This window comes from Streptomyces sp. NBC_00045 (genome assembly GCF_045041095.1).
In the GTDB taxonomy this organism is placed as follows: domain Bacteria; phylum Actinomycetota; class Actinomycetes; order Streptomycetales; family Streptomycetaceae; genus Streptomyces.
The window spans coordinates 1428992-1447181 of sequence record NZ_CP108271.1; the positions used below are offsets into that span (position 1 = coordinate 1428992).

Annotated in this window: 15 protein-coding genes and 1 pseudogene; 5 read left to right on the forward strand and 11 right to left on the reverse strand. The window is 73.2% G+C overall.

The genetic code is table 11. The annotated features are described in order from the left end of the window. Position 1: 1 nt before the first annotated feature. The 3 genes from OHA65_RS06745 to OHA65_RS06755 all read right to left on the reverse strand — a co-directional run bounded on the left by OHA65_RS06745 (position 2) and on the right by OHA65_RS06755 (position 2823). Positions 2–1219 carry an MFS transporter gene (locus OHA65_RS06745; protein WP_405761552.1) on the reverse strand — a complete coding sequence of 406 codons (1218 nt, stop codon included), beginning with the start codon at positions 1217–1219 and terminating at the stop codon, positions 2–4. Between the two features lie 102 nt (positions 1220–1321). Next, the gene (locus tag OHA65_RS06750) at positions 1322–2095 is read right to left on the reverse strand and encodes an enoyl-CoA hydratase/isomerase family protein (protein ID WP_327282192.1); all 774 of its coding nucleotides are present in this window, start codon (positions 2093–2095) and stop codon (positions 1322–1324) included. Next, entirely contained in the window at positions 2086–2823 is a 738-nt protein-coding gene (locus OHA65_RS06755; RefSeq protein WP_405754955.1) for an SDR family NAD(P)-dependent oxidoreductase, read from the reverse strand. Before OHA65_RS06755 ends, OHA65_RS06750 begins: the two co-directional genes overlap by 10 nt. Before the next feature lie 207 nt (positions 2824–3030). Between OHA65_RS06755 and OHA65_RS06760 the strand changes: the two are divergent. Further along, positions 3031–4134: pseudogene (locus tag OHA65_RS06760) on the forward strand (IS110 family transposase). Between the two features lie 29 nt (positions 4135–4163). On the opposite strand, the gene OHA65_RS06765 reads toward OHA65_RS06760, so the two are convergent. Genes OHA65_RS06765 through OHA65_RS06800 form a run of 8 tightly spaced genes read right to left on the reverse strand, consistent with a single transcriptional unit; the run spans position 4164 to position 11732 of the window. Beyond that, entirely contained in the window at positions 4164–5147 is a 984-nt protein-coding gene (locus OHA65_RS06765) for a ketoacyl-ACP synthase III (RefSeq protein ID WP_327282195.1), read from the reverse strand. Further along, positions 5138–6238 carry a ketoacyl-ACP synthase III family protein gene (locus OHA65_RS06770; protein WP_327282196.1) on the reverse strand — a complete coding sequence of 367 codons (1101 nt, stop codon included), beginning with the start codon at positions 6236–6238 and terminating at the stop codon, positions 5138–5140. Before OHA65_RS06770 ends, OHA65_RS06765 begins: the two co-directional genes overlap by 10 nt. Positions 6239–6294: 56 nt before the next feature. Then, a complete protein-coding gene (locus OHA65_RS06775; protein WP_327282197.1) occupies positions 6295–7419 on the reverse strand; it encodes a VOC family protein in 1125 nt (374 codons plus the stop codon). Positions 7420–7460: 41 nt separating this feature from the next. Continuing rightward, positions 7461–8255, reverse strand: a complete 795-nt coding sequence (locus tag OHA65_RS06780) for an SDR family oxidoreductase (RefSeq protein WP_327282198.1) — start codon at positions 8253–8255, stop codon at positions 7461–7463. Further along, positions 8245–9354: an alcohol dehydrogenase catalytic domain-containing protein gene (locus tag OHA65_RS06785; protein ID WP_327282199.1), complete on the reverse strand. Its 1110-nt coding sequence runs from the start codon at positions 9352–9354 to the stop codon at positions 8245–8247. The genes OHA65_RS06780 and OHA65_RS06785 overlap by 11 nt, the downstream gene beginning before the upstream one ends. After that, the gene (locus OHA65_RS06790) at positions 9347–9784 is read right to left on the reverse strand and encodes a cupin domain-containing protein (protein WP_266669483.1); all 438 of its coding nucleotides are present in this window, start codon (positions 9782–9784) and stop codon (positions 9347–9349) included. The genes OHA65_RS06785 and OHA65_RS06790 overlap by 8 nt, the downstream gene beginning before the upstream one ends. Then, positions 9781–10506 carry a cupin domain-containing protein gene (locus tag OHA65_RS06795; RefSeq protein WP_327282200.1) on the reverse strand — a complete coding sequence of 242 codons (726 nt, stop codon included), beginning with the start codon at positions 10504–10506 and terminating at the stop codon, positions 9781–9783. The genes OHA65_RS06790 and OHA65_RS06795 overlap by 4 nt, the downstream gene beginning before the upstream one ends. Then, a complete protein-coding gene (locus OHA65_RS06800; RefSeq protein ID WP_327282201.1) occupies positions 10503–11732 on the reverse strand; it encodes a sedoheptulose 7-phosphate cyclase in 1230 nt (409 codons plus the stop codon). The genes OHA65_RS06795 and OHA65_RS06800 overlap by 4 nt, the downstream gene beginning before the upstream one ends. Before the next feature lie 342 nt (positions 11733–12074). Here OHA65_RS06800 and OHA65_RS06805 point away from each other — a divergent pair, with 342 nt between their 5' ends. The 4 genes from OHA65_RS06805 (at position 12075) to OHA65_RS06820 (ending at position 17543) form a co-directional block, all read left to right on the forward strand. Continuing rightward, the gene (locus OHA65_RS06805) at positions 12075–15977 is read left to right on the forward strand and encodes a beta-ketoacyl synthase N-terminal-like domain-containing protein (RefSeq protein ID WP_327282202.1); all 3903 of its coding nucleotides are present in this window, start codon (positions 12075–12077) and stop codon (positions 15975–15977) included. Positions 15978–16134: 157 nt separating this feature from the next. After that, positions 16135–16755, forward strand: a complete 621-nt coding sequence (locus OHA65_RS06810) for a TetR/AcrR family transcriptional regulator (RefSeq protein WP_327282203.1) — start codon at positions 16135–16137, stop codon at positions 16753–16755. A gap of 77 nt (positions 16756–16832) precedes the next feature. After that, entirely contained in the window at positions 16833–17117 is a 285-nt protein-coding gene (locus OHA65_RS06815) for a hypothetical protein (protein WP_328761982.1), read from the forward strand. An 18-nt stretch (positions 17118–17135) separates the two neighbouring features. Beyond that, the gene (locus OHA65_RS06820) at positions 17136–17543 is read left to right on the forward strand and encodes a hypothetical protein (RefSeq protein WP_327286049.1); all 408 of its coding nucleotides are present in this window, start codon (positions 17136–17138) and stop codon (positions 17541–17543) included. The last annotated feature ends 647 nt before the right edge of the window (positions 17544–18190 follow it).

Sequence of the window (18190 nt, forward strand, 5' to 3'; positions counted from 1 at the left end):
GTCAGGCTTCGGCGGGCGCGGGGCTCTGCGCCGGCGCCGGGCCGGTGCCCGCACCGGCGGCGCGGCGGTCGGAGCGCAGGGCGTGGACGGCCAGCGGCAGGGCGAGCAGGGAGATGACGGCGGCGACCCAGTTGACGCCGGTGGCGCCGAGGGACGAGCCGATCACGAGGCCGCCGATCCAGGCGCCGAAGGCGTTGGCGAGCTGGAAGGCGGAGATGTTGGCCGAGACGGCCAGGGTGGGGGCCCCGGCCGCGGCGCCGAGCAGGCGGGCCTGCAGGGCGGGGGTGATGGCGAACGCGGCCGCGCCGAAGACGAACACGGCCACGGACACGGCCGCCTTGTTGTGCAGGGTGAGGCCGAGCACGACCAGGGCGAGGGGCAGGGCGACGAGCATGCCGCACAGGGACTTCATCAGGGACCGGTCGGCCAGCCGGCCGCCGATCAGGTTCCCGGCGAGCGAGCCGATGCCGTACACGAGGAGCAGCACCGTGACCGCCGTGCCGGAGAACCCGGTGGTGTCGGTCAGCATGGTCGCCAGATATGTGAAGGCCGTAAAGGCGCCGGTCTGGCCGAGGACGGTGATCGCGATGGCCAGGAGCACCTGGGGCCGGGCGAACACGGACACCTCGGCGCGCAGCGTGGTGGTGTCGGGGGCGACCGCGTCGGCACCGGCGCGGGCCGCCGGGATGAACGCCACGATGAGCAGGGTGCCGACCAGGGCCACGGCGGCGACGGCCCAGAAGGTGGAGCGCCAGCCGAACTCCTCGCCCAGGAGGGTGCCGAGCGGGACGCCGAGCACCGTGGCCAGGTTGAGGCTGGCGGCGACCTGAGCGACGGCGCGGCCCTGCTTCTCGGCGGGCACGGACTGGACGGCGACGACCAGGGCCACGGCGAAGAGGGTCGCGTGGGCCAGGGAGGAGATCACGCGGGCCACCATGAGCACCCCGTAGCCGGGGGCGACGGCGGCCAGGACGTTGCCGAGCGTGAAGACCGTCATGAGCGTGAGCATCAGGGTCTTGCGCTCGACGCGGGTGGTGAGCGCGGTGATGAGGGGTCCGCCGACGACCACGCCCGCGGCGTAGGCGGTGACCAGGAGGCCCGCGCTGGGCACGCTGACCGCGACGTCGGAGGCGACGTTGGGCAGGAGGCCGGCGATGACGTACTCGGCGGTTCCCACCCCGAACACGCAGACGAGCAGGGCGAACAGGGGAAGGGGCACAGCTCTACCTCTCCAGAAGGTTCTTCGGGACGGGGACGGGGACGGGGGTGGAGACAGGGGCGGGGACAGGGACGAGCCGCCGACGGGGGCGCGGGCGCGGGCTCATCTGCCCGCGAAGCGGGCCCGGCCGGGGCCGTGGGCGACGAAGCTGCCCATCCCCAGCTCCCGGTCCTCGGTGCCGAACAGCGCGGCGAACCGCTCCCGCTCGACGGCCAGGCCCTCGTTCAGCCCGGCCGCGCTGCCGTGGTCGATGGCGTACTTCGCCGCCGCCAGGGCGGCCGCCGGCCCCAGGGCGTACGAGCGGGCCCGGCGCAGCGCCGCGGACAGCACCTCGGCGGCCGGGACCACCTCGTCCACCAGGCCGATCCGCAGCGCCTCCTCGGCCGACAGCGCCCGCCCCGAATAGACCATGTCCTTCGCGGCGGCCAGACCGACCAGCCGCGGCAGCCGCTGCGTGCCGCCCGCGCCCGGGATCACGCCGAGCAGGATCTCGGGCAGGCCTAGGCGCGAGTCGTCCGCGCAGACGCGGAAGTCGGCGGTCAGCGCGAGCTCGCACCCGCCGCCCAGAGCCGCGCCGTTGATGGCCGCGATGACCGGCTTCTCGATCCGGGCGACCGCGCTGAACGCCTCCTGGAGCGCGACGGCGTGCTCGTGCATGTCGGCGTGCGTCATGGCGGCCATCTCCTTGATGTCCGCGCCCGCACTGAAGACGGCCGGGCCGCCGTACAGGACCACGGCCCTGACCCGCGGATCGGTGGCCGCCTCGGCGGCGGCCCGGTGCAGCGCCCGTTGGGCCTCGCGGTCCAGCGCGTTGACCGGAGCGCGGTCCAGGCGGAGGGTGGCCACCCCCTCGTCGATGTCGAGCGTCACGCCCACAGCAGGCCCCCGTTGACGCCGAGGATCTCGCCGTTGACGTAGCTGGCGTCCTCGGAGGCCAGGAAGACCGCCGCGCGCGCCGCCTCGCGGGCCTCGCCGGCACGTCCCAGCGCGAAGCGCCTGCTGTACGCCTCCCAGGCCCGCTCGTTGTCGGCCAGCTCCCGGCCCATGCCCTCGTCGAGGATGCCGGGGGCGAGGGAGTTCACCCGTACGCCGCTGCGGCCCAGTTCCACGGCCGCGACCTTCGTGAACATCTCCACGGCCGCCTTCGACGCGGCGTACCCGGCGGTGCCGACGGCGACCCGGCTGCCCATGCACGAGGACACGGTGATCACCGACCCGCCGCTCTCCTTGAGGTAGGGGACGGCGGCCTGCACGGACAGAAAGACCCCGGTGAGGTTGGTGTCGAGCATGATCTGCCAGTCCCCGGGGTCCAGGGACTCGACCTTGCCGTCGCGGTTGACGCCGGCGTTGGCGACGACGGTGTCGATGTGCCCGAAGTCCTCCGCCACCGTGCGCATCAGCTCCCGCACGGCCTGCGGATCGCTGACGTCGACCTGGACGTAGTGGGTGCGGCCGGGGTACTCCTCCCGCAGCTCCTTGACGTCCCCCTCCGAACGGGACGCGCACACCACCCGGGCGCCCTCCCGCAGGAACTCGCGGGCGATGGCCAGGCCGAGGCCCTTCGTCCCCCCGGTGATCACCGCCGTCTTCTCTTCGAGCTTCATGGTGTCTCCGTAAGTTGTTGGGCGGCCCGGGAGGGCCGGATGTGGCTGATGGTGTCTTGCCTTCTGTGGCTCCCAAGGAGTGGCCGTCCGGCCTCTCCGGGGCGCCCTGGCTGCTGATTGAGATGTGCGCTTCGGTCGCTGATTACGGAGATGACAGCGGGGTGTTCCTCGGGCCAACGGCGAACCGTGCGGAACGAGGAGGGGCGAGTGAGTGAGCGACGGGCCCAGGCGTGGGCCGGCATCGACGCGGGGAAGGGCCACCACTGGGGGGCGGTGGTCGACGTCCACTGGGCGGTGGACATCTCCGGTACGTCCTCCGCCCTGCTGCTGGCCCTGCTCGCGGCCCACGGCCAGCAAGCCGTCTACGTGCCGGGCCGCACGGTCAACCGGATGTCCGGCGCCTACCGCGGCGAGGCGAAGACCGACGCCCGTGACGCCTACGTCATCGCTGAAACCATCCACCACCGCCGGGACTTCGCCGCGACCGACGTGCCAGCTCAGCTCGCGGCAGACCTCGCGTTGCTGACCGCCCACCGCACGGACCTGGTGGCGGACCGGGTACGAATGATCAACCGGCTGCGGGACGTGCTGACCGGCGTCTTTCTTCCTCTGGAACGGGCCTTCGACTACTCGGGGCATAAGGGTGCACTGGTGCTGCTGGCCGGCTACCAGACCCCGGCGGCGATCCGCCGACGTGGCCGGGCCCGGCTCACAGCCTGGCTGGCCAACCGCAGCGTGCGTGGTGCCGACGCGGTGGCGGCGACGGCGCTGGAAGCCGCCCAGGCCCAGCAGACCGCCCTGCCCGGCGAGGACACGGCCGCCCAGATCGTCGCTGACCTGGCCGAGTAGATTCTGGCCCTGGACGACCGGCTCAAGCGGATCGACAAACAGATCCGCGAGACGTTCCGCAGTCACCCGCAGACCGAGATCATTGAGTCCATGCCCGGCATGGGCCCGATACTCGGCGCCGAGTTCATCGTCGCTGCGGGCGACCTCGCCGCTTACGCGGACGCCGGCCATCTCGCCTCCGCGGCTGGGCTCGTGCCGCGTGACTCCGGTCGGCGGACCGGCAACCTGCACCGGCCCAAGCGATACAGCCGCCGCCTGCGACGGGTGTTCTACATGTCCGCGCAGACCAGCATCATCCGCGAAGGACCGAACCGGGAGTTCTACCTCAAGAAACGCGGTGAGGGCTGCAAGCACGTCCAGGCCGTCATCGCCCTGGCCCGTCGGCGAGCCAACGTGTTGGGGGCTCTGCTGCGTGACGGCAGGGTCTTCACCTCCGCCCCGCCGGTCACGCAGCTGGCTTGACTTCGTCATTGAGACTCCTCGGTCGGTGTTCAGTACCAGGTCATGACGGCGGCACCCGCCGTCATCCCGCCGCCCACCCCGGCCAGGAGCACCCGCTCGCCGCGCCGCAGGGGGCTCTTGAGGTGCGAGTCGTGGAGGGTGATCGGTATGGAGGCGGCTCCGGTGTTCCCGTACACCGGGGCCGTCATGGGCACCCGGGCGGGATCGAGGCCGAGTTCGCGGACGCACTGCTCCAGCAGGCGGGTGTTGGCCTGGTGGAAGACCACCCGGTCGATGTCCTTGAGGCCCAGGCCGCTCTCCTGCAGGACCTCGGTGACCAGCTTGGGCAGGGTGGTCAGGACGTAGTCGCGCACACCGCGGCCGTCCATCGTGAAGAGGTGCTCGCCCGCCTCCCACGCCCGGGGGTCGAGTGCCTTCGCGGTACCGCCGGCGGGCACGCCCACCAGCGAGCTGAGTCCGCCGTCGGTGACCAGCCGCACGGCGTGGATGCCGTACCCGTCGGGGACGGGCGCCAGGAGCGCGGCGCCGGCGCCGTCCCCGAACAGGGCGACCGTCTTGCGGTCGCCGCGGTTCATGATGCGCGAGTACATGTCCGCGGCGATCAGCAGCGCCGCGCCGTGGCCGTCCTGCTGCTCCACCAGGGCGCGGGCGACGTTCAGGCCGAACAGGAAGCCCGAGCACACGGCGTTGACGTCGAAGGCGGGGACGCCGTGCAGCCCCAGCTTGTCCTGGGCGATGGCCGCGGTGGCCGGCTGCGGCTGGTCTCCGGTGGAGGTGGCCACCACGATCGTGTCCACGCGCGGCCACGCGGAGCGATCGGCGCCCAGCACGTCGAGGGCGGCGGCCGTCGCCAGGTCGGAGGTGGCCACGCCCGGGGCGGCGTAGCGGCGTTCCTCGATTCCGGTGCGCTCGCTGGTCCACTCGCGGCTCGCGCCGCTCCACTCGGCCACCATGGCGTTGTCCACGACGCCGGGCGGCAGGTGGGACCCGGTCCGGACGATTCCTACCGGCATGTTCCGCTCCCCTCACCGGCCGGCGCGTGGCCGGGGTGCGGGGCGTTCTCACGGCCCGACCACGCGGGGGTGTCCAGCACCTCCAGCACGGCGCAGCTCCAGTTGAAGCCGCCGCCGACACCGATGACGACGATGTGCTGACCGGGGCGCAGGGTGCCGCTCTCGGCCAGGTGGTTGAGCCCGGCGAACTGGTCACCGGCTCCCAGGTGGCCCACCCGGCGGGCGAACTCCCAGGTCGTGCGGGAGAAGTCGGACAGCCCGATCGGCTGCAGGACCTGCCGGCGCAGCAACTGCGAGCCGAAGTGCGGGAGTACGACGTGGTCGGCCGCCTCCAGCGCGATGCCGGCCTCGTCCGTGGCCCGGGCGACGGCGGCGTGCAGGCCGACGGCGCCGCGCTTCCACAGCTCCTCCTTGGGCATCCGCTCCAGGAACGCCTGGGCCCGCTGGAACAGGTCTATCGGGTGGTCGGCGCCGTTGCGGAAGTCACCGAAGCCGTCGTTCCCGCGGTGCAGGCCCTCCAGTTCGGGGTCCTGCGTGGTCACCAGGGACCGCAGCCGTGCGAACCCGCCCCGCGTCGACACGGCGACGGCGCTCCCGCCGTCGCCGAAGACGAGGCCGGAGTCGGCCCGCCAGCGGTCGAAGTGGGGCGGCCCCCAGATGTCGGCGCAGGTCACCAGGGCGAGGTTCGCGTCCGGTCGGGCCGCGAGCCGGTCGCAGGCCAACTCCAGAGCGGCCAGGCCGCCGTTGGATCCCGCGCGGACCTCGGCGGCGAACGCCGCGGCGCTGCCCACCTCGCGCTGGACGTAGGAGGTGGGGTTGGCGACGTTGATGCCGTTGTGCTTGAGGACGGAGTACAGGAGCACGTCCACCTCGCCCGGTGTGCGCGCGGCGCGCCGCAGGGCCTGGATCGCGGCGGCCGCCGCCATCCCGGGGGTGGAGGCGTCCGGCGGGGCCACGATCAGGTGCAGCTGCTCACTGCGCTCCGCCTCCTCGGGGCTGTAGTCGCCGTCGGCGACGGCCTGCCGGGCCGTGACGTGGTCGGTCGGCAGCCAGGCGCCGGTGCCTGCCAGGTATATGTCGTCCCACCGCATGGGTGTCCCTTTCTGTCGACGGGGTGGCCGGGTGGCCGGATGGCCTTGGTGTCCGGTCAGGGACGGTTCGTCCAGGCCACCGGGCCGCCGTCGCAGCGCCGCGCCGGCGTGCCGGCCTCGTACGGCATGGCCCCGTCGGGCATGTTGAGGACCTCCATCGGGATGCCGATGGGCGTACGGAAGTAGACCCAGCGGTCCCCGGCGATGGGGCCGTCGGGGATGGTCTCCGGCTCGCCCAGGATCTCCACGCCGTCCTGCGCCCGGAGGTAGGCGACGGCGGCGTCCACGTCGTCGACGTAGAAGGCGAGGTGGTGGCCGCCCACGTCGCTGTTGCGCGGCGGGTGGGCGGAGGAGCCGGGCACGCCGTAGGAGAAGAGCTCGATGTTGTCCGTCGGGCCCAGGCGCAGCATGGCCTGCTCGATGGTGCCGGCGCCGTGCACGTTCAGCTGGGTGCTCATGACGTCGGCGTCGAGGGGCAGGGGCCCGATCCGGTAGAGCAGCTCCGCGCCCAGGACCTCGGTGAAGAAGGCCACGGAGGCGTCGAGGTCGGCGACGGTGTAGGCGACGTGGTCGACGTTGCGGACGGTGGGGATGCCGCCGGCCGGAGCGCTCTCGTCGCCGTTGTGCCACTGCGCGACCGGGCCGAAGCGACGCCCGTCGGTCTCCTGGTGGTACGGCATCTCCTGCGGGACGGAGTGGACCTCCATCTGCATGCCCCAGGGGGTGAGGAAGTAGATCCAGCGGTCGCCCGCGTTGGGGGAGCCCTCGGGCATCTCCTGCGGGGTGCCGAGGACGCGTACGCCGGGCCGGCCGCTCAGGTAGGCGACGGCGGCGTCCACGTCGTCGACGTAGAAGGCGAGGTGGTGGCCGCCGACGTCGTTGTTGCGGGGCGGCACGGTGTTCTGCGTGGGGGCCGTGTACTCGAAGAGCTCGATGTTGCTGGTGGGCCCCAGGCGCAGCATGGCGATCTCGGCGGTGGCCCGGGGGTCGACGTCGAGGTGGACGCTCATCCAGTCGTCCTCGCGCACGAGCCGGTCGAGCCGGTAGACGAGCTCGCCGCCGAGGGTGGTGGTGAAGAACTCCACGGCCTGGTCGAGGTCGGGCACGGTGAAGGCGAAGTGGTCCACGCTTCGGGCGGTGGGGATTCCGGTGCGCTGGGATGCCGGAAGCAGGCTGGTCATGGGCAGGTCTTCTTTCTGGGTGGGCGGTGCGGCGGCGCGCGTCACAGGGAGTTGGCGTAGCCCTGGTTGGGGATCGCGGCCATGAGGCTCAGGCCGCCGTCGACGGTGAGCGACACCCCGGTGGTGTAGGCCGCGGCGGGCGAGGCGAGGTGGGTGATGAGGGCGGCTACCTCCCGGGGCCGGCCGGGGCGGCCGGCCGGGATGGCGGGGCGCTTCACGTCGGCGGCGTCGGTGTGCTCGGGGACGCCGTTCATGGGGGTGGCGGTCTCTCCCGGGGCCACTGAGTTGACGGTGATGCCGTGCTCGGCGAGCTCCAGGGCCATCACCTTGGTCACCGCTCCGAGGGCGGCCTTGGCGGCGCAGTAGGCGCTGCCGCCGCGGATGGGTATGTGCTCGTGCACGGAGGTGACGTTGATGATGCGTCCGCCCCGGCCCGCGGCGACCATGGACGCCGCTGCCGCCTGGGCGCAGAGGAAGGGGCCGGTCAGATCGACGTCCAGGAGCCGCTGCCAGCCCTCGGCGTCCTCCTCCAGGGCGTCCGCGCGGCGGTTGACGCCGGCGTTGTTGACGAAGACGTCGATCCCGCCCAGCTCCTCGGCGGTGCGGCGGACCGTCTCGGCCGCGGCCCGGGGGTCGCCCAGGTCGAGCCGGACGAGCGTGGCCCCGGCACCGGGGGGCATGGCGTCCGCGGTACGACGGGCGCCCTCCTCGTCGGCGCGGTAGCCGAGGACGACGTGGTGGCCCGCCTCGGCGAGGGCGACGGCCGTCGCGCGGCCGATGCCGGAGCTGGCGCCGGTGACGAAGGCGGTGCTGCGGCGGGTGTTCTCAGTGGTCATGGTCGTCCTCGTGGGCCGGGGCGGAGGGGTCGAACCGGAGCAGGATCTTCGGGCGGGCGCCGCGACCCTCCTCCAGGAGGCGGAAGGCCTGGTCCGCGTCCGAGGCGGGCAGCACCCGGTTGATCAGGGGGTCGGCGCGCAGCACGCCGCGGTCGAACAGGCCGAGGGTGTCGTCGTAGTGGTCGAGCCCGTGCCGGATGCCGAGCAGGGAGATCCCGTCGAGCGTGATGCGGGCGGCGTCCATCTCCGGCACCGGCGCGTGGGCAACACCGATGGCGGCGACGCGGCCGCCCGGTTCGACGAGCCGCAGGGCGGTCGTGAAGCCGGCCGGGGCCCCGGAGGCCTCGACGACCAGGGAGTACGCGCCCGGCTCCGCCCGGTCGGGCAGCAGTCCGCGGCGGGCCCCGAGCCCGGTCGCCAGCTCCACGCCCGCCGGGTCCACCCCGACGGCGTCGACGTACGAGGCCAAGTGGGCGCCGAGTTGGACGGCGAGCAGGCCGATGCTCCCGGTGCCGACGACGGCGACCCGGTCGCTCTCGCGGCAGCCGGCGCGCCGGAAGGCCTCGACCACGGTGACCGCGGGCTCAACCAGCGCGGCGGACCGGGCGTCGACCGCGGCGGGGACCGGGACCAGCGAGGAGGCCGGCACCCGGACGTACTCGGCCGCCGCGCCCTGGAGGCCGTACAGCCCGACCTCCCGCATGTGCGGGCACAGGTTGCGCCGCCCGCCGCGGCAGTGGGCGCAGCTCTCGCAGGGGACCATGGTCTGGCCGACCACGGTCTGCCCGGGGGCGACACCGGAACCGGGCGGGGCGGCGACGACGGTGCCGCTCCACTCGTGGCCGACGACGTGCGGGTGGGTGGCGCGGCCGTCGAGGACGTAACTCGCCGTGCCGTGCAGGAGTTCGAGGTCCGTCCCGCACAGTCCGGCGTAGGCGACGCGGACGAGGGCGTGGCCGGCGAGCGGCCCGGGGATCGGGACCCGGACGGTCTCGACGGTCCGGTGCGCGACGACGGCGACGGCCCGCATGGACCCCTGGGGCCAGGCGCCGTTGACCGGGTCGTCGGCGGCCGGGGCGAGTGCGGCCGGACTAGTCATGGAGGATCTCCGGTGTACGAGGGGGGAGTTGGGCGGCGCGCTCGTCGGGGAGCGTCGCCACGAGCAGCAGCGTCGCCGTCTCGGCGCCGGCCCTGATGTGGGGGCGGGTGCCGGCCGGGCTGAGCATCAGCTGGCCGGCGTGCAGCGTCCAGGGCGGGGAGTCGCACTCGTCGACCGTGACCGTCCCGGACAGGACGAACCACGCCTCGTCGACCCCCGCTCGGCCGAGGTGCTCCACGCCGACGTGCGGCGGCAGGACCAGCTGGTCGACGGCCTCGCACTCGCTATGCAGCATGCCGCGCCGGGCCAGACAGCGCCTGAGGACGGAGCCGGTGCCGGTGCCCCCGCCGGTGACGGTGCCGGAGCCGGTGTCGGAACCGCCGCCCGGCCCGGTCACCCGGGCGTGGGCCGCGGCGGGAGAGACGATCATCGGTCCTTCCCCCGGGCGTGCGGGACGTCCATCTCGGCGTGGAAGAGCTGGAGTCCGCCCTCGGCGGCTTCGATCCGGACCTCGCCGCCGAGCGGCAGGGTCAGGGCGGTGCCGGGGGTGAGCTCGACCCGGGCGCCCGGCCCGTCGGCGACGCCCTCGCCGTCGATCGTGAACAGGACGTGCTCGCTGTGCCGCGATGTGAGCGTCCGGCTGCCGCCCTCGTCGAGGGTCAGGATGCGGATGGTGGACAAGGGGCCGTCGAACGCCTCGGAAGGATCGACGCGCAGCACCTCGTCGAGCTGGTAGACCCGGCTGCGGGGCATGTGTCCTCCAGGAGGGAAGGGGGTGGCGTCCCGGGTGAGGACGGCGTGCGTCGCCGGCGTGGACATCTCCACGACCAGCCAGGCGAGTTCCCCGTCGCCGACGTTGCGCAGCGCGTGGGTGCTGCCGGCGCGGGTGAGGGCCAGGGTGCCGGGGCGCACCGGGTGGGCGGTGTCGTCGAGGAGGAACTCCCCCCGGCCGGAGAGGACGAAGTAGATCTCCTCGGTACGGGTGTGCCGGTGGGCCCCGCTGACGGCGCCGGGCGGCAGGCAGGCCCACTCCACCGCCTCCCAGGAGCCGGCCGTGCCGGTGCGGCGTGCGAGGCACTTCCAGTACGTGAGGCCCTCCGCGCCGTGCACGCCGTGGACGTGCGAGGCCTGCGAGGTGTCGGCGACGATCACAGGGCGCTCCGCAGGGCCAGGTCCCGCTCGCGCAGTTCCTCCAGCGCCCCGCGCACCTCCGGTGCGGTGAGGTCGTTGACGAAGCAGGCCTGGCCGATCCCGATCGGCAGCGGCAGCCGCTGCTGTCCGTCGCGGTGCCGGACGGTGTCGGCGAGGGCCCGCTCCATGGCCGCGGGCGTGCAGGCGGGGTGCCATACGGGCAGCCCCAAGTCGTCCATGACCGCGAGCACGCGCTGGGCCTCGTCGTCGTCGACCAGTCCGCGGCGGCGGGCGAGGACGGTGGTGAAGGCCATGTCCACGCAGACGGCCTCGCCGTGCAGCAGCTCGGGCAGGGCCTCCATCTCGATCACCGGCGAGAAGGAGTGGCCGTAGTCGACCAGGCGCTGGAGCTGGTGCTCCCAGAGGTTGGGCTGCAGCTCCTCCAGCATGCCGTGCACCGCGCGGCACAGGACGTCCTCGGCCACGCGGCGGTCCGAGGGGTCGTCGCCGGGCTGGAGCCGGCTGCTGAGCAGGGCCTTGCTGTGGGCGGCGAGCAGCTCGAAGAGCGTCCGGTCCTTGACGAGGGCGATCTTGAGGATCTCGGCCAGCCCGTTGGAGATGTGGCGCTGGTCGAGGGTGGCCAGGAACATCGGGTCCAGGAGCGCCACCGAGGAGGGGTGGTAGGTGCCCAGACGGTTCTTGTGGCGCCCGTAGTTGACGCCCGTCTTGGCGCCGACGCCGGCGTCGACGAGGCCGATGAGCGTGGTCGGCACGCGCACGTAGGGGGTGGAGCGCCGGTAGAGGCTGGCGGCGAGGCCAACGATGTCCATCAGGACGCCGCCGCCGATGGCGACGACGGGCTCGTGGCGGCGCGCGATGCCGAAGCCGTCCATGGACTCCACGACCCGGAAGGCCGACTCCATGGTCTTGAGCTGCTCGTGGGCGGGCAGGACGCAGGTCTCGGTGTCCAGGCCGCGCGCCGCGAAGTAGGCCGCTATGCGGTCGCCGTAGAGGCGCTGCACCTGCTCCTCGACCACCAGCAGGCGCCGCGAACCGGTGGTCCCGGCGGCGTTCCCGGCCTCGGCGAGGGCGGGGTTGGCGGGGTCGAGGAGGCCGTTCTCGAAACGCACCTCGTACGTGACCGGTTTCGCGGTGCTGACCGTCCACGAGCGCGTGGGTGTGCCGTTGGTGAAAAGTCCGTTGCCCGAAGGGCCGGAAATGGTGTGCCTCGGCATGGTCGCCGCCATTCAGTACTCCTCGTCAGGTCTCCGAACGGAAGGAGGGAGTGAGGAAGCGGAGTGTGTGTGGTGCACGGCGATCCCCCGATCTCTGCCCCCGGATCCGTGGCCTCGTTCCAGCCAGCCATCGTGATCTCGGAAGCAACTATAGATGGCAAGACAAGTTTTGACGCAAGTACAAATTCTCTGTGACCTGGGACACAAGTAGCCAGAGCTGTCCAACTTCGCTGCAATCGCGGGGATTTGGCGTGCATAGTCGTTAGCTCAAAATTGATCTCAAGTGTATTTTTGGTCGGGCATCTGCGGTGGAGGCAGGTGCACGATCGCGCCATCAGGACTAGGGGTGGGGAAATGCCCGAGGAATTCCGAAGCGTGGACTCGGCCGTCGCCGTCATCGGCATGGGATGCCGGTTCCCACAGGCGGACGGCATCGACGAGTTATGGCAGAACATGCTCGACAACACCGACTCGATCACACCGGTCCCGCCCGACCGCTTCGACGCCGGACGGTTCTACGATCCGGTCCCGCGCACGCCCGGGAAGACCGTCAGCCGCCACGGCGGATTCCTCGCCGACGCCTTCGGGTTCGACGCCGCCTTCTTCGGCATCGCACCGGTGGAGGCCAAGACGATGGACCCCCAGCAGCGGCTGCTCCTGCACGTCGTCTGGGAGGCCCTGGAAGACGCCGGCATCGTCCCCTCGTCCCTCGCGGGAAGCCGTACGGGCGTCTTCGTCGGACAGGCCACCGCCGAGTACGGGGAGGCGCACGCCACCGCCGACGTGCACGGCGCGGCCGGCAGCCGCATCCGCGGCGTGACCGCCGGACGGCTCAGCTACTGCCTGGACCTGCGCGGACCCAGCCTCGTCCTCGACACCGCCTGCTCCTCGTCCCTGGTCGCCGTGCACAGCGCCCGCCAGAGCCTGCTCACGGGCGAGAGCGACCTGGCCGTCGTCGGCGGGGCCAATCTCGTCCTGACCCCGGACGACGCCATCGCCTACTCGCAAGGGGGCATGCTGGCGCCCGGCGGCCGCTGCCGCTTCGGCGACGCCGACGGGGACGGGTTCGTCCGCAGCGACGGCATCGGCGCCGTGATCCTCAAGCGCCTCGGCGACGCCGTCAAGGACAACGACCCGGTGCTCGGCGTCATCAGAGGCAGCGCCGTCACGCACGAGGGGCAGGGGGACGGCCTGCTCCTGCGCCCCTCCGTGGCCGGCCAGCGCGCCATGCTGCGGGAGGCGTTGCGGTCCGCGGGCATCGGCGCGGACCGCCTCGACTACGTCGAGGCGCACGGCACCGGGACCACGGTGGGCGACGCCGTGGAACTGCGCGCCCTGATCGAGGAGCGGGCCCGGCACGGCGCCGCGGCCGGACCCCTGCGCGTCGGCTCCGTCAAGAGCAACATCGGGCACGCCGAGGCGGCGGCGGGCATGGCCGGCCTGATCAAGGCCCTGCTCGTCCTGCGGCACCGGACCATCCCAGCGACGCTGCACGTCACCCGGCCGAACCCGCAGGTGGCCGCGAGCGCCGGGGCGGTGCGGCTGGTGACGGAGAACGAACCGCTCGCACCCGCCGGGGACGCGGCCCTCATCGGCATCAGCTCCTTCGGCATCGGCGGCACCAACGCCCATGTCGTCCTCGGCGAGTACGTGCCCGAGCCCCGCCCGGCGACGGCGCCGCGGCCCGCGCCCGCCGGGCCCGAGCTCCTGGTGCTGTCGGCCCGCTCCGCGGACTCGCTGCGCAGGACGGCCCTGTCCTACGCCGCCTTCCTGCGGCCCGGCGGAAAGGGGCATGGCACCCCCCTCGACGCGATCTGCGCCGCGGCCGCGACCCGCAGGGAGGCGCACCCCCACCGGCTGTGGGCCGTGGGCGACACCCACGCGGACCTCGCCGACCGCCTCGAACGGCTGGCCCGCGGGGAGGAGCCCGCCGGCGCCGGCACCGGAAAGGCCCCGAGCGGCCCCGCCAAGCGCACGGTGTTCGTCTTCCCCGGGCAGGGCTCCCAGTGGGCGGGCATGGGCCGGGGCCTGCTCGCCGCCTCACCCGCCTTCCGCGCCGCCCTGGAGGAGTGCGACCGCGCCGTCCGGGAGGAACTGGGCTGGTCCGTACGGGAACTCCTCGAAGCCCCCGCCGAGTCCTTCCCCGCCGAGGTCGAGGTGGTCCAGCCCGTCCTGTGGGCCATGGAGATCGCCCTGGCGGCGGCCTGGGCCGAGCGCGGTGTGACACCCGACGTCTGCGTCGGGCACAGCATGGGCGAGACCGCCGCCGCCCACGTCGCCGGAGCCCTGACCCTGGCCGACGCGGCGGCGGTGATCTGCCGCCGGAGCCGGCTGATGCGGCGCCTGGTGGGACGCGGGTCGATGCTGGCGGTCGAACTCGGCGCCGAGCAGGCCGCGGAGGCCGTCGCGCCCTACGGCGACCGGGTGTGCGTGGCGGCGGAGAACGCGCCCACCGCCACCGTGCTCTCCGGAGACAGCGCCGTCCTGGACGCCGTCGCGCGGGAGTTGGACGCCCGCGGGGTCCTGGCCCGCCGGGTCAAGGTCAACGTCGCCTCGCACAGCCCCCTCACCGACGAGCTCCGGGCGGACCTGGTCGACGCGCTGGCGGCGCTCGATCCCACGCCCGTGTCGAGGACGATGGTCTCCACCGTCACCGGCGGGCCCGTCGACGGCTCCGAGCTCGACGGCCCGTACTGGGCGCGGAACCTGCGGGACAAGGTTCGCTTCACCGAAGCGGTCGGGGCCGCGGGGAGCGCGGACGACAGCGTCTTCGTCGAGGTGAGTCCGCATCCGCTGCTCACGCACGGCGTGGAGGAGACCCTGGGCGCCGCGGGTACCGCCGTGGAGTCGCTCCGGCGCGACCAGGACGAGGCCACCGCCCTGGCGCGCTCCGTCGGACGGCTCTTCGCGGCCGGCGGCCGGGTGGACTGGGAGCGGTACCACGGCGGCGTCCCCGAGGCCGTCGCCCTGCCCGGCTACCCCTGGCAGAGCATCGCGCTGCGGCTGGCGCCGCGCGAGGACGCCGCCACCGCTGCGGCGCCGGTCCACGTCCGCGAGACGAGCCTCGCGGACCGGACCGATCCGGCCGCCTGGGGCGAGGCCATCAGCGTGCACGGCTTCGCCCCCGTCCCCCCGATGGTCTACGCCGACGCCCTGCTCGGCGCCGCACACGAACTGCGCCCCGGCGCCGCCTGGTCGCTGCACCGGGTCCGCCTGGGCGGGACGCCGGTGGAGGCCTCCGACGCCGACCTCGTGCGCCTGAGGCTGACCATGCGCCCCGACCAGGCCGGCTGGCGGTGCACCGTCCACGCCCTGCACCCCCGGTTCGCCGAGCCCGTGCTGTGCATGACGGCCGACGTGCGCGAGGGAGGCGCCGCCGAGCTGCGGCAGGGCGGCGACGCGGTGCTGGACCGGGCCCTCGCCTCCTGCCGCCGCTACGTGTCGCAGGCCCGGTTCGAGGAGCACCTGGCGCGCCTGGGCTTCGCGGTGGACGCGCCGTTCCTGGCGGTCGAACGCTCCTGGAGCCGGGACGGCATGACCCTGAGCCGCATGCGCCGCCCGCAGGTGGCCACGCCGGCCGGCTGGGAGTCCGTACTCCTGCCGCTCCTGGCGGCGCTGCCGGCGGCACGCTTCGGGGCGCGGCACACCTACGCCGCCGTCGGCTTCGACTCCGTCGAGCTCGCGGCCGAACTGCCCGAGCGCTTCTGGAGCCTGGCGACGACCGGGGCGGCTTCGGGTCCCCCGGTCGCCGCCGGTGCCTCGGTGCGCGGCCACGTGCTGGTGCTGGGGGACGACGGGCGGGTCGTGGCGCGGATCAAGGGGGTCACCCTGCGCAGGTCCGCCCTCGGCGGGCCGACGGGCCTGGACCGGATACCCGCCCTGGCAGCGCAGGTCCGCGAGCGCCTGACCGGGGGCCGGCGGCGCACGCCGGAGCAGTCCGCCCCGGCGGCCGCGCCCGACCAGCCCGCGTACGACCGCCCCGTGCACGGCGACCCCGCGCACGGCGACCAGGGGGCGGTGGCGCCGGCGGGGGTCGACCTGCCGGCGCTCGCGGCGTCCGTGCTGGGCATGGACAGCCACGAGGTGGACCTCGACCGCTCGCTGCGGGACCAGGGGCTGGACTCCCTCATGGCCTCCCGGCTGCGCCAGCACCTGGCCTCCCGGCACGACCTGCGGGTATCGGTCAGCCGTCTGCTGGGGGAGGAGAGCGCGGGCGCTCTGACGCGGGAGTTCGCGCAGGTCGGCGGCCAGGAGTGAGCCGGGACGGGCGGGGTGGTTTCGGCCATGGTGAAAGTTTGGACTATGGTATAAGTTTTGCGGGCCTGTGAGACACGCCGACGTCGCAGGCGGGAGCCTCCGGCAGCGCGTCCTGCGAGGCCTCCCCGGGTCAAACCCGCGAAATCATGGAGTCAGTGTGGACAACCAACCCGTCAGCCGCCGCGCGCGCAACAAGCAGCGCGTTCACGACCGCCTCTACAGCTCCGCGCTGGCCCTGATCACGGAGAAGGGGTACGACCACGCGTCTGTCGACGAGATCGCCGAACGCGCCGACGTCGCCCGGGGGACCTTCTTCAACTACTTCCAGCGCAAGGAAGACCTGATCTTCGCCTGGGCGGAGCAGCGCAGGGAGCGGATCCAGGTCGAGGTCACCGAGTCCATGCCGCCCAGCTGCCCCAGCGCCCTGTCGCAGCTGGCGCAGTGCATGCAGGTCCTCGGCCGGATCAACGACGCCGAGAGCGAGCTGACCGTGGCCATGCTGACCGCCTGGGTCAAGGCCGGGCGCCCCCTGCACGAGGACCCGCACCTCGCCGACATCTTCGCGAAGATCGTGGAGCACGGGCACGCCACGGGTGAGTTCTCGGCCGACTTCTCCGCGGAGCGCGTGGGCCACGCCCTGCGCGACCTCTACCTCGGGGCGCTGTACGAATGGGCGCGCGCCACCCCCGAGACCCGCCGCGCCCCGCTGGAGCACCGGCTCCAGGAGATCCTCGCGCTGCTGGTCCGGGGCATCGCGGCCACCCCCGTGAAGGCGTAGAGGGTGTCTTGCCCCGTACCCCTCACGCGGTCCCGCCGCGTGCCCGGTCGTGGATCCGCTGCCAGACCACGTCGCGCGTGACCGGCAGCTCCGTGAACGCCGACGCCTTCGTCGCGGCACGGATCGCCGACGGGGCGGACCACCTCAAGATCTTCATCGAGGACGGAACCGCGATCGGCACACCGATGCCTGTCCTGTCCCCCGAGACGATCCGCGCGTTGGTGCGGGCCGCACACGAGCGCGGGCTGCGTACCGCCGCCCACACCCTCACCCGCCGCTCGGCCCGCCTCGTGATCGACTGCGGTGTCGACGGCCTCGCCCACGCCCCCGCCGACGGGCTCTCCGACGACGCCCTCGCGTAAGACGCTGCGGCTCGGGGCATGTTCGTCGTACCTACGCTGACCTCGCTGACCGGTACCACCGACAGCCCGGCCGAGTACGCCCTCGTGGACGACCCATGGTTGCGGCCCTACGCCGACCCGCAGTGGCTCAAGGAGATCGAGCGCATGCGGACCGAAGGCCCGGGCGAGGGCGAGGTGCGGGTGGGGCCGGTCTCGGTCGTCGCCCGGTACCCGGCCGACGTCGCGCTGCGGATGTTCCGGACCGGGGTCCCGTTGCTGGCCGGCACCGACGGCACGGGCGGCGCCGGCCACCCCACCACGCACGGCATCAGCTACCACGGCGAACTGGCCCTCCTCGTGGGCGCCGGACTCACCCCGGCCCAGGCCCTCACCCCGCGACCGACACCCCGCCGGTGTACGAGATCGCGAACCGGAACAGCGGTCTGATCCTGCGAGTCGACACCAACGCCCCCACAGCGATCAAGCAGCACAGGGCGGAGGGCGACCACCGGGAACGGCAGTGGCAGCTGCTCCCCGTCTGACGCACAAGGGGGCAGGAGCGACCTCCCCCTGACCGTGCCTGACCAGCCTTCCGTTATGCGTGAGCGGACGGTGGAACACGAGCCATCAGGCTGGGTGGTGCTGACCTGCTCGAACAGCACCACCCAACGGGCCGACCGGGGCGGATCAACTCCGCCCCGATGTAGCCGCAGCACGGTCGCGCCCCCACCCTGCGCAGGCAGAGCCGCATGTCCGTCAGCAGACCGGGAGCCTCCGCTGCTGACAGCCGCTCGTCACGCCGTTGACACGCTGAAGCCCCAGGGGAGGCCGGAGCCGCATTGCAGCCCGGAGGGACACGTTGCCGCCATCCCGAGGATGGGCCGAGATCCGGACCATTCACGGACCAGCCACCGGCCAACTCCGCTAAAGATGAGCGTCTTTGCTGGTCAGCTGAGGTGCCATCCGTGTACCACCAGCAGATGCTGAGCCTCTCACGATCCCAAAGACCCGGCGGCGACACCGTTCGCCATCAGCCGCCGGTGCGGCCCGACTGCCTGGCCGGAACACGCCGAGACCGCACCCGCCTCTCCGGT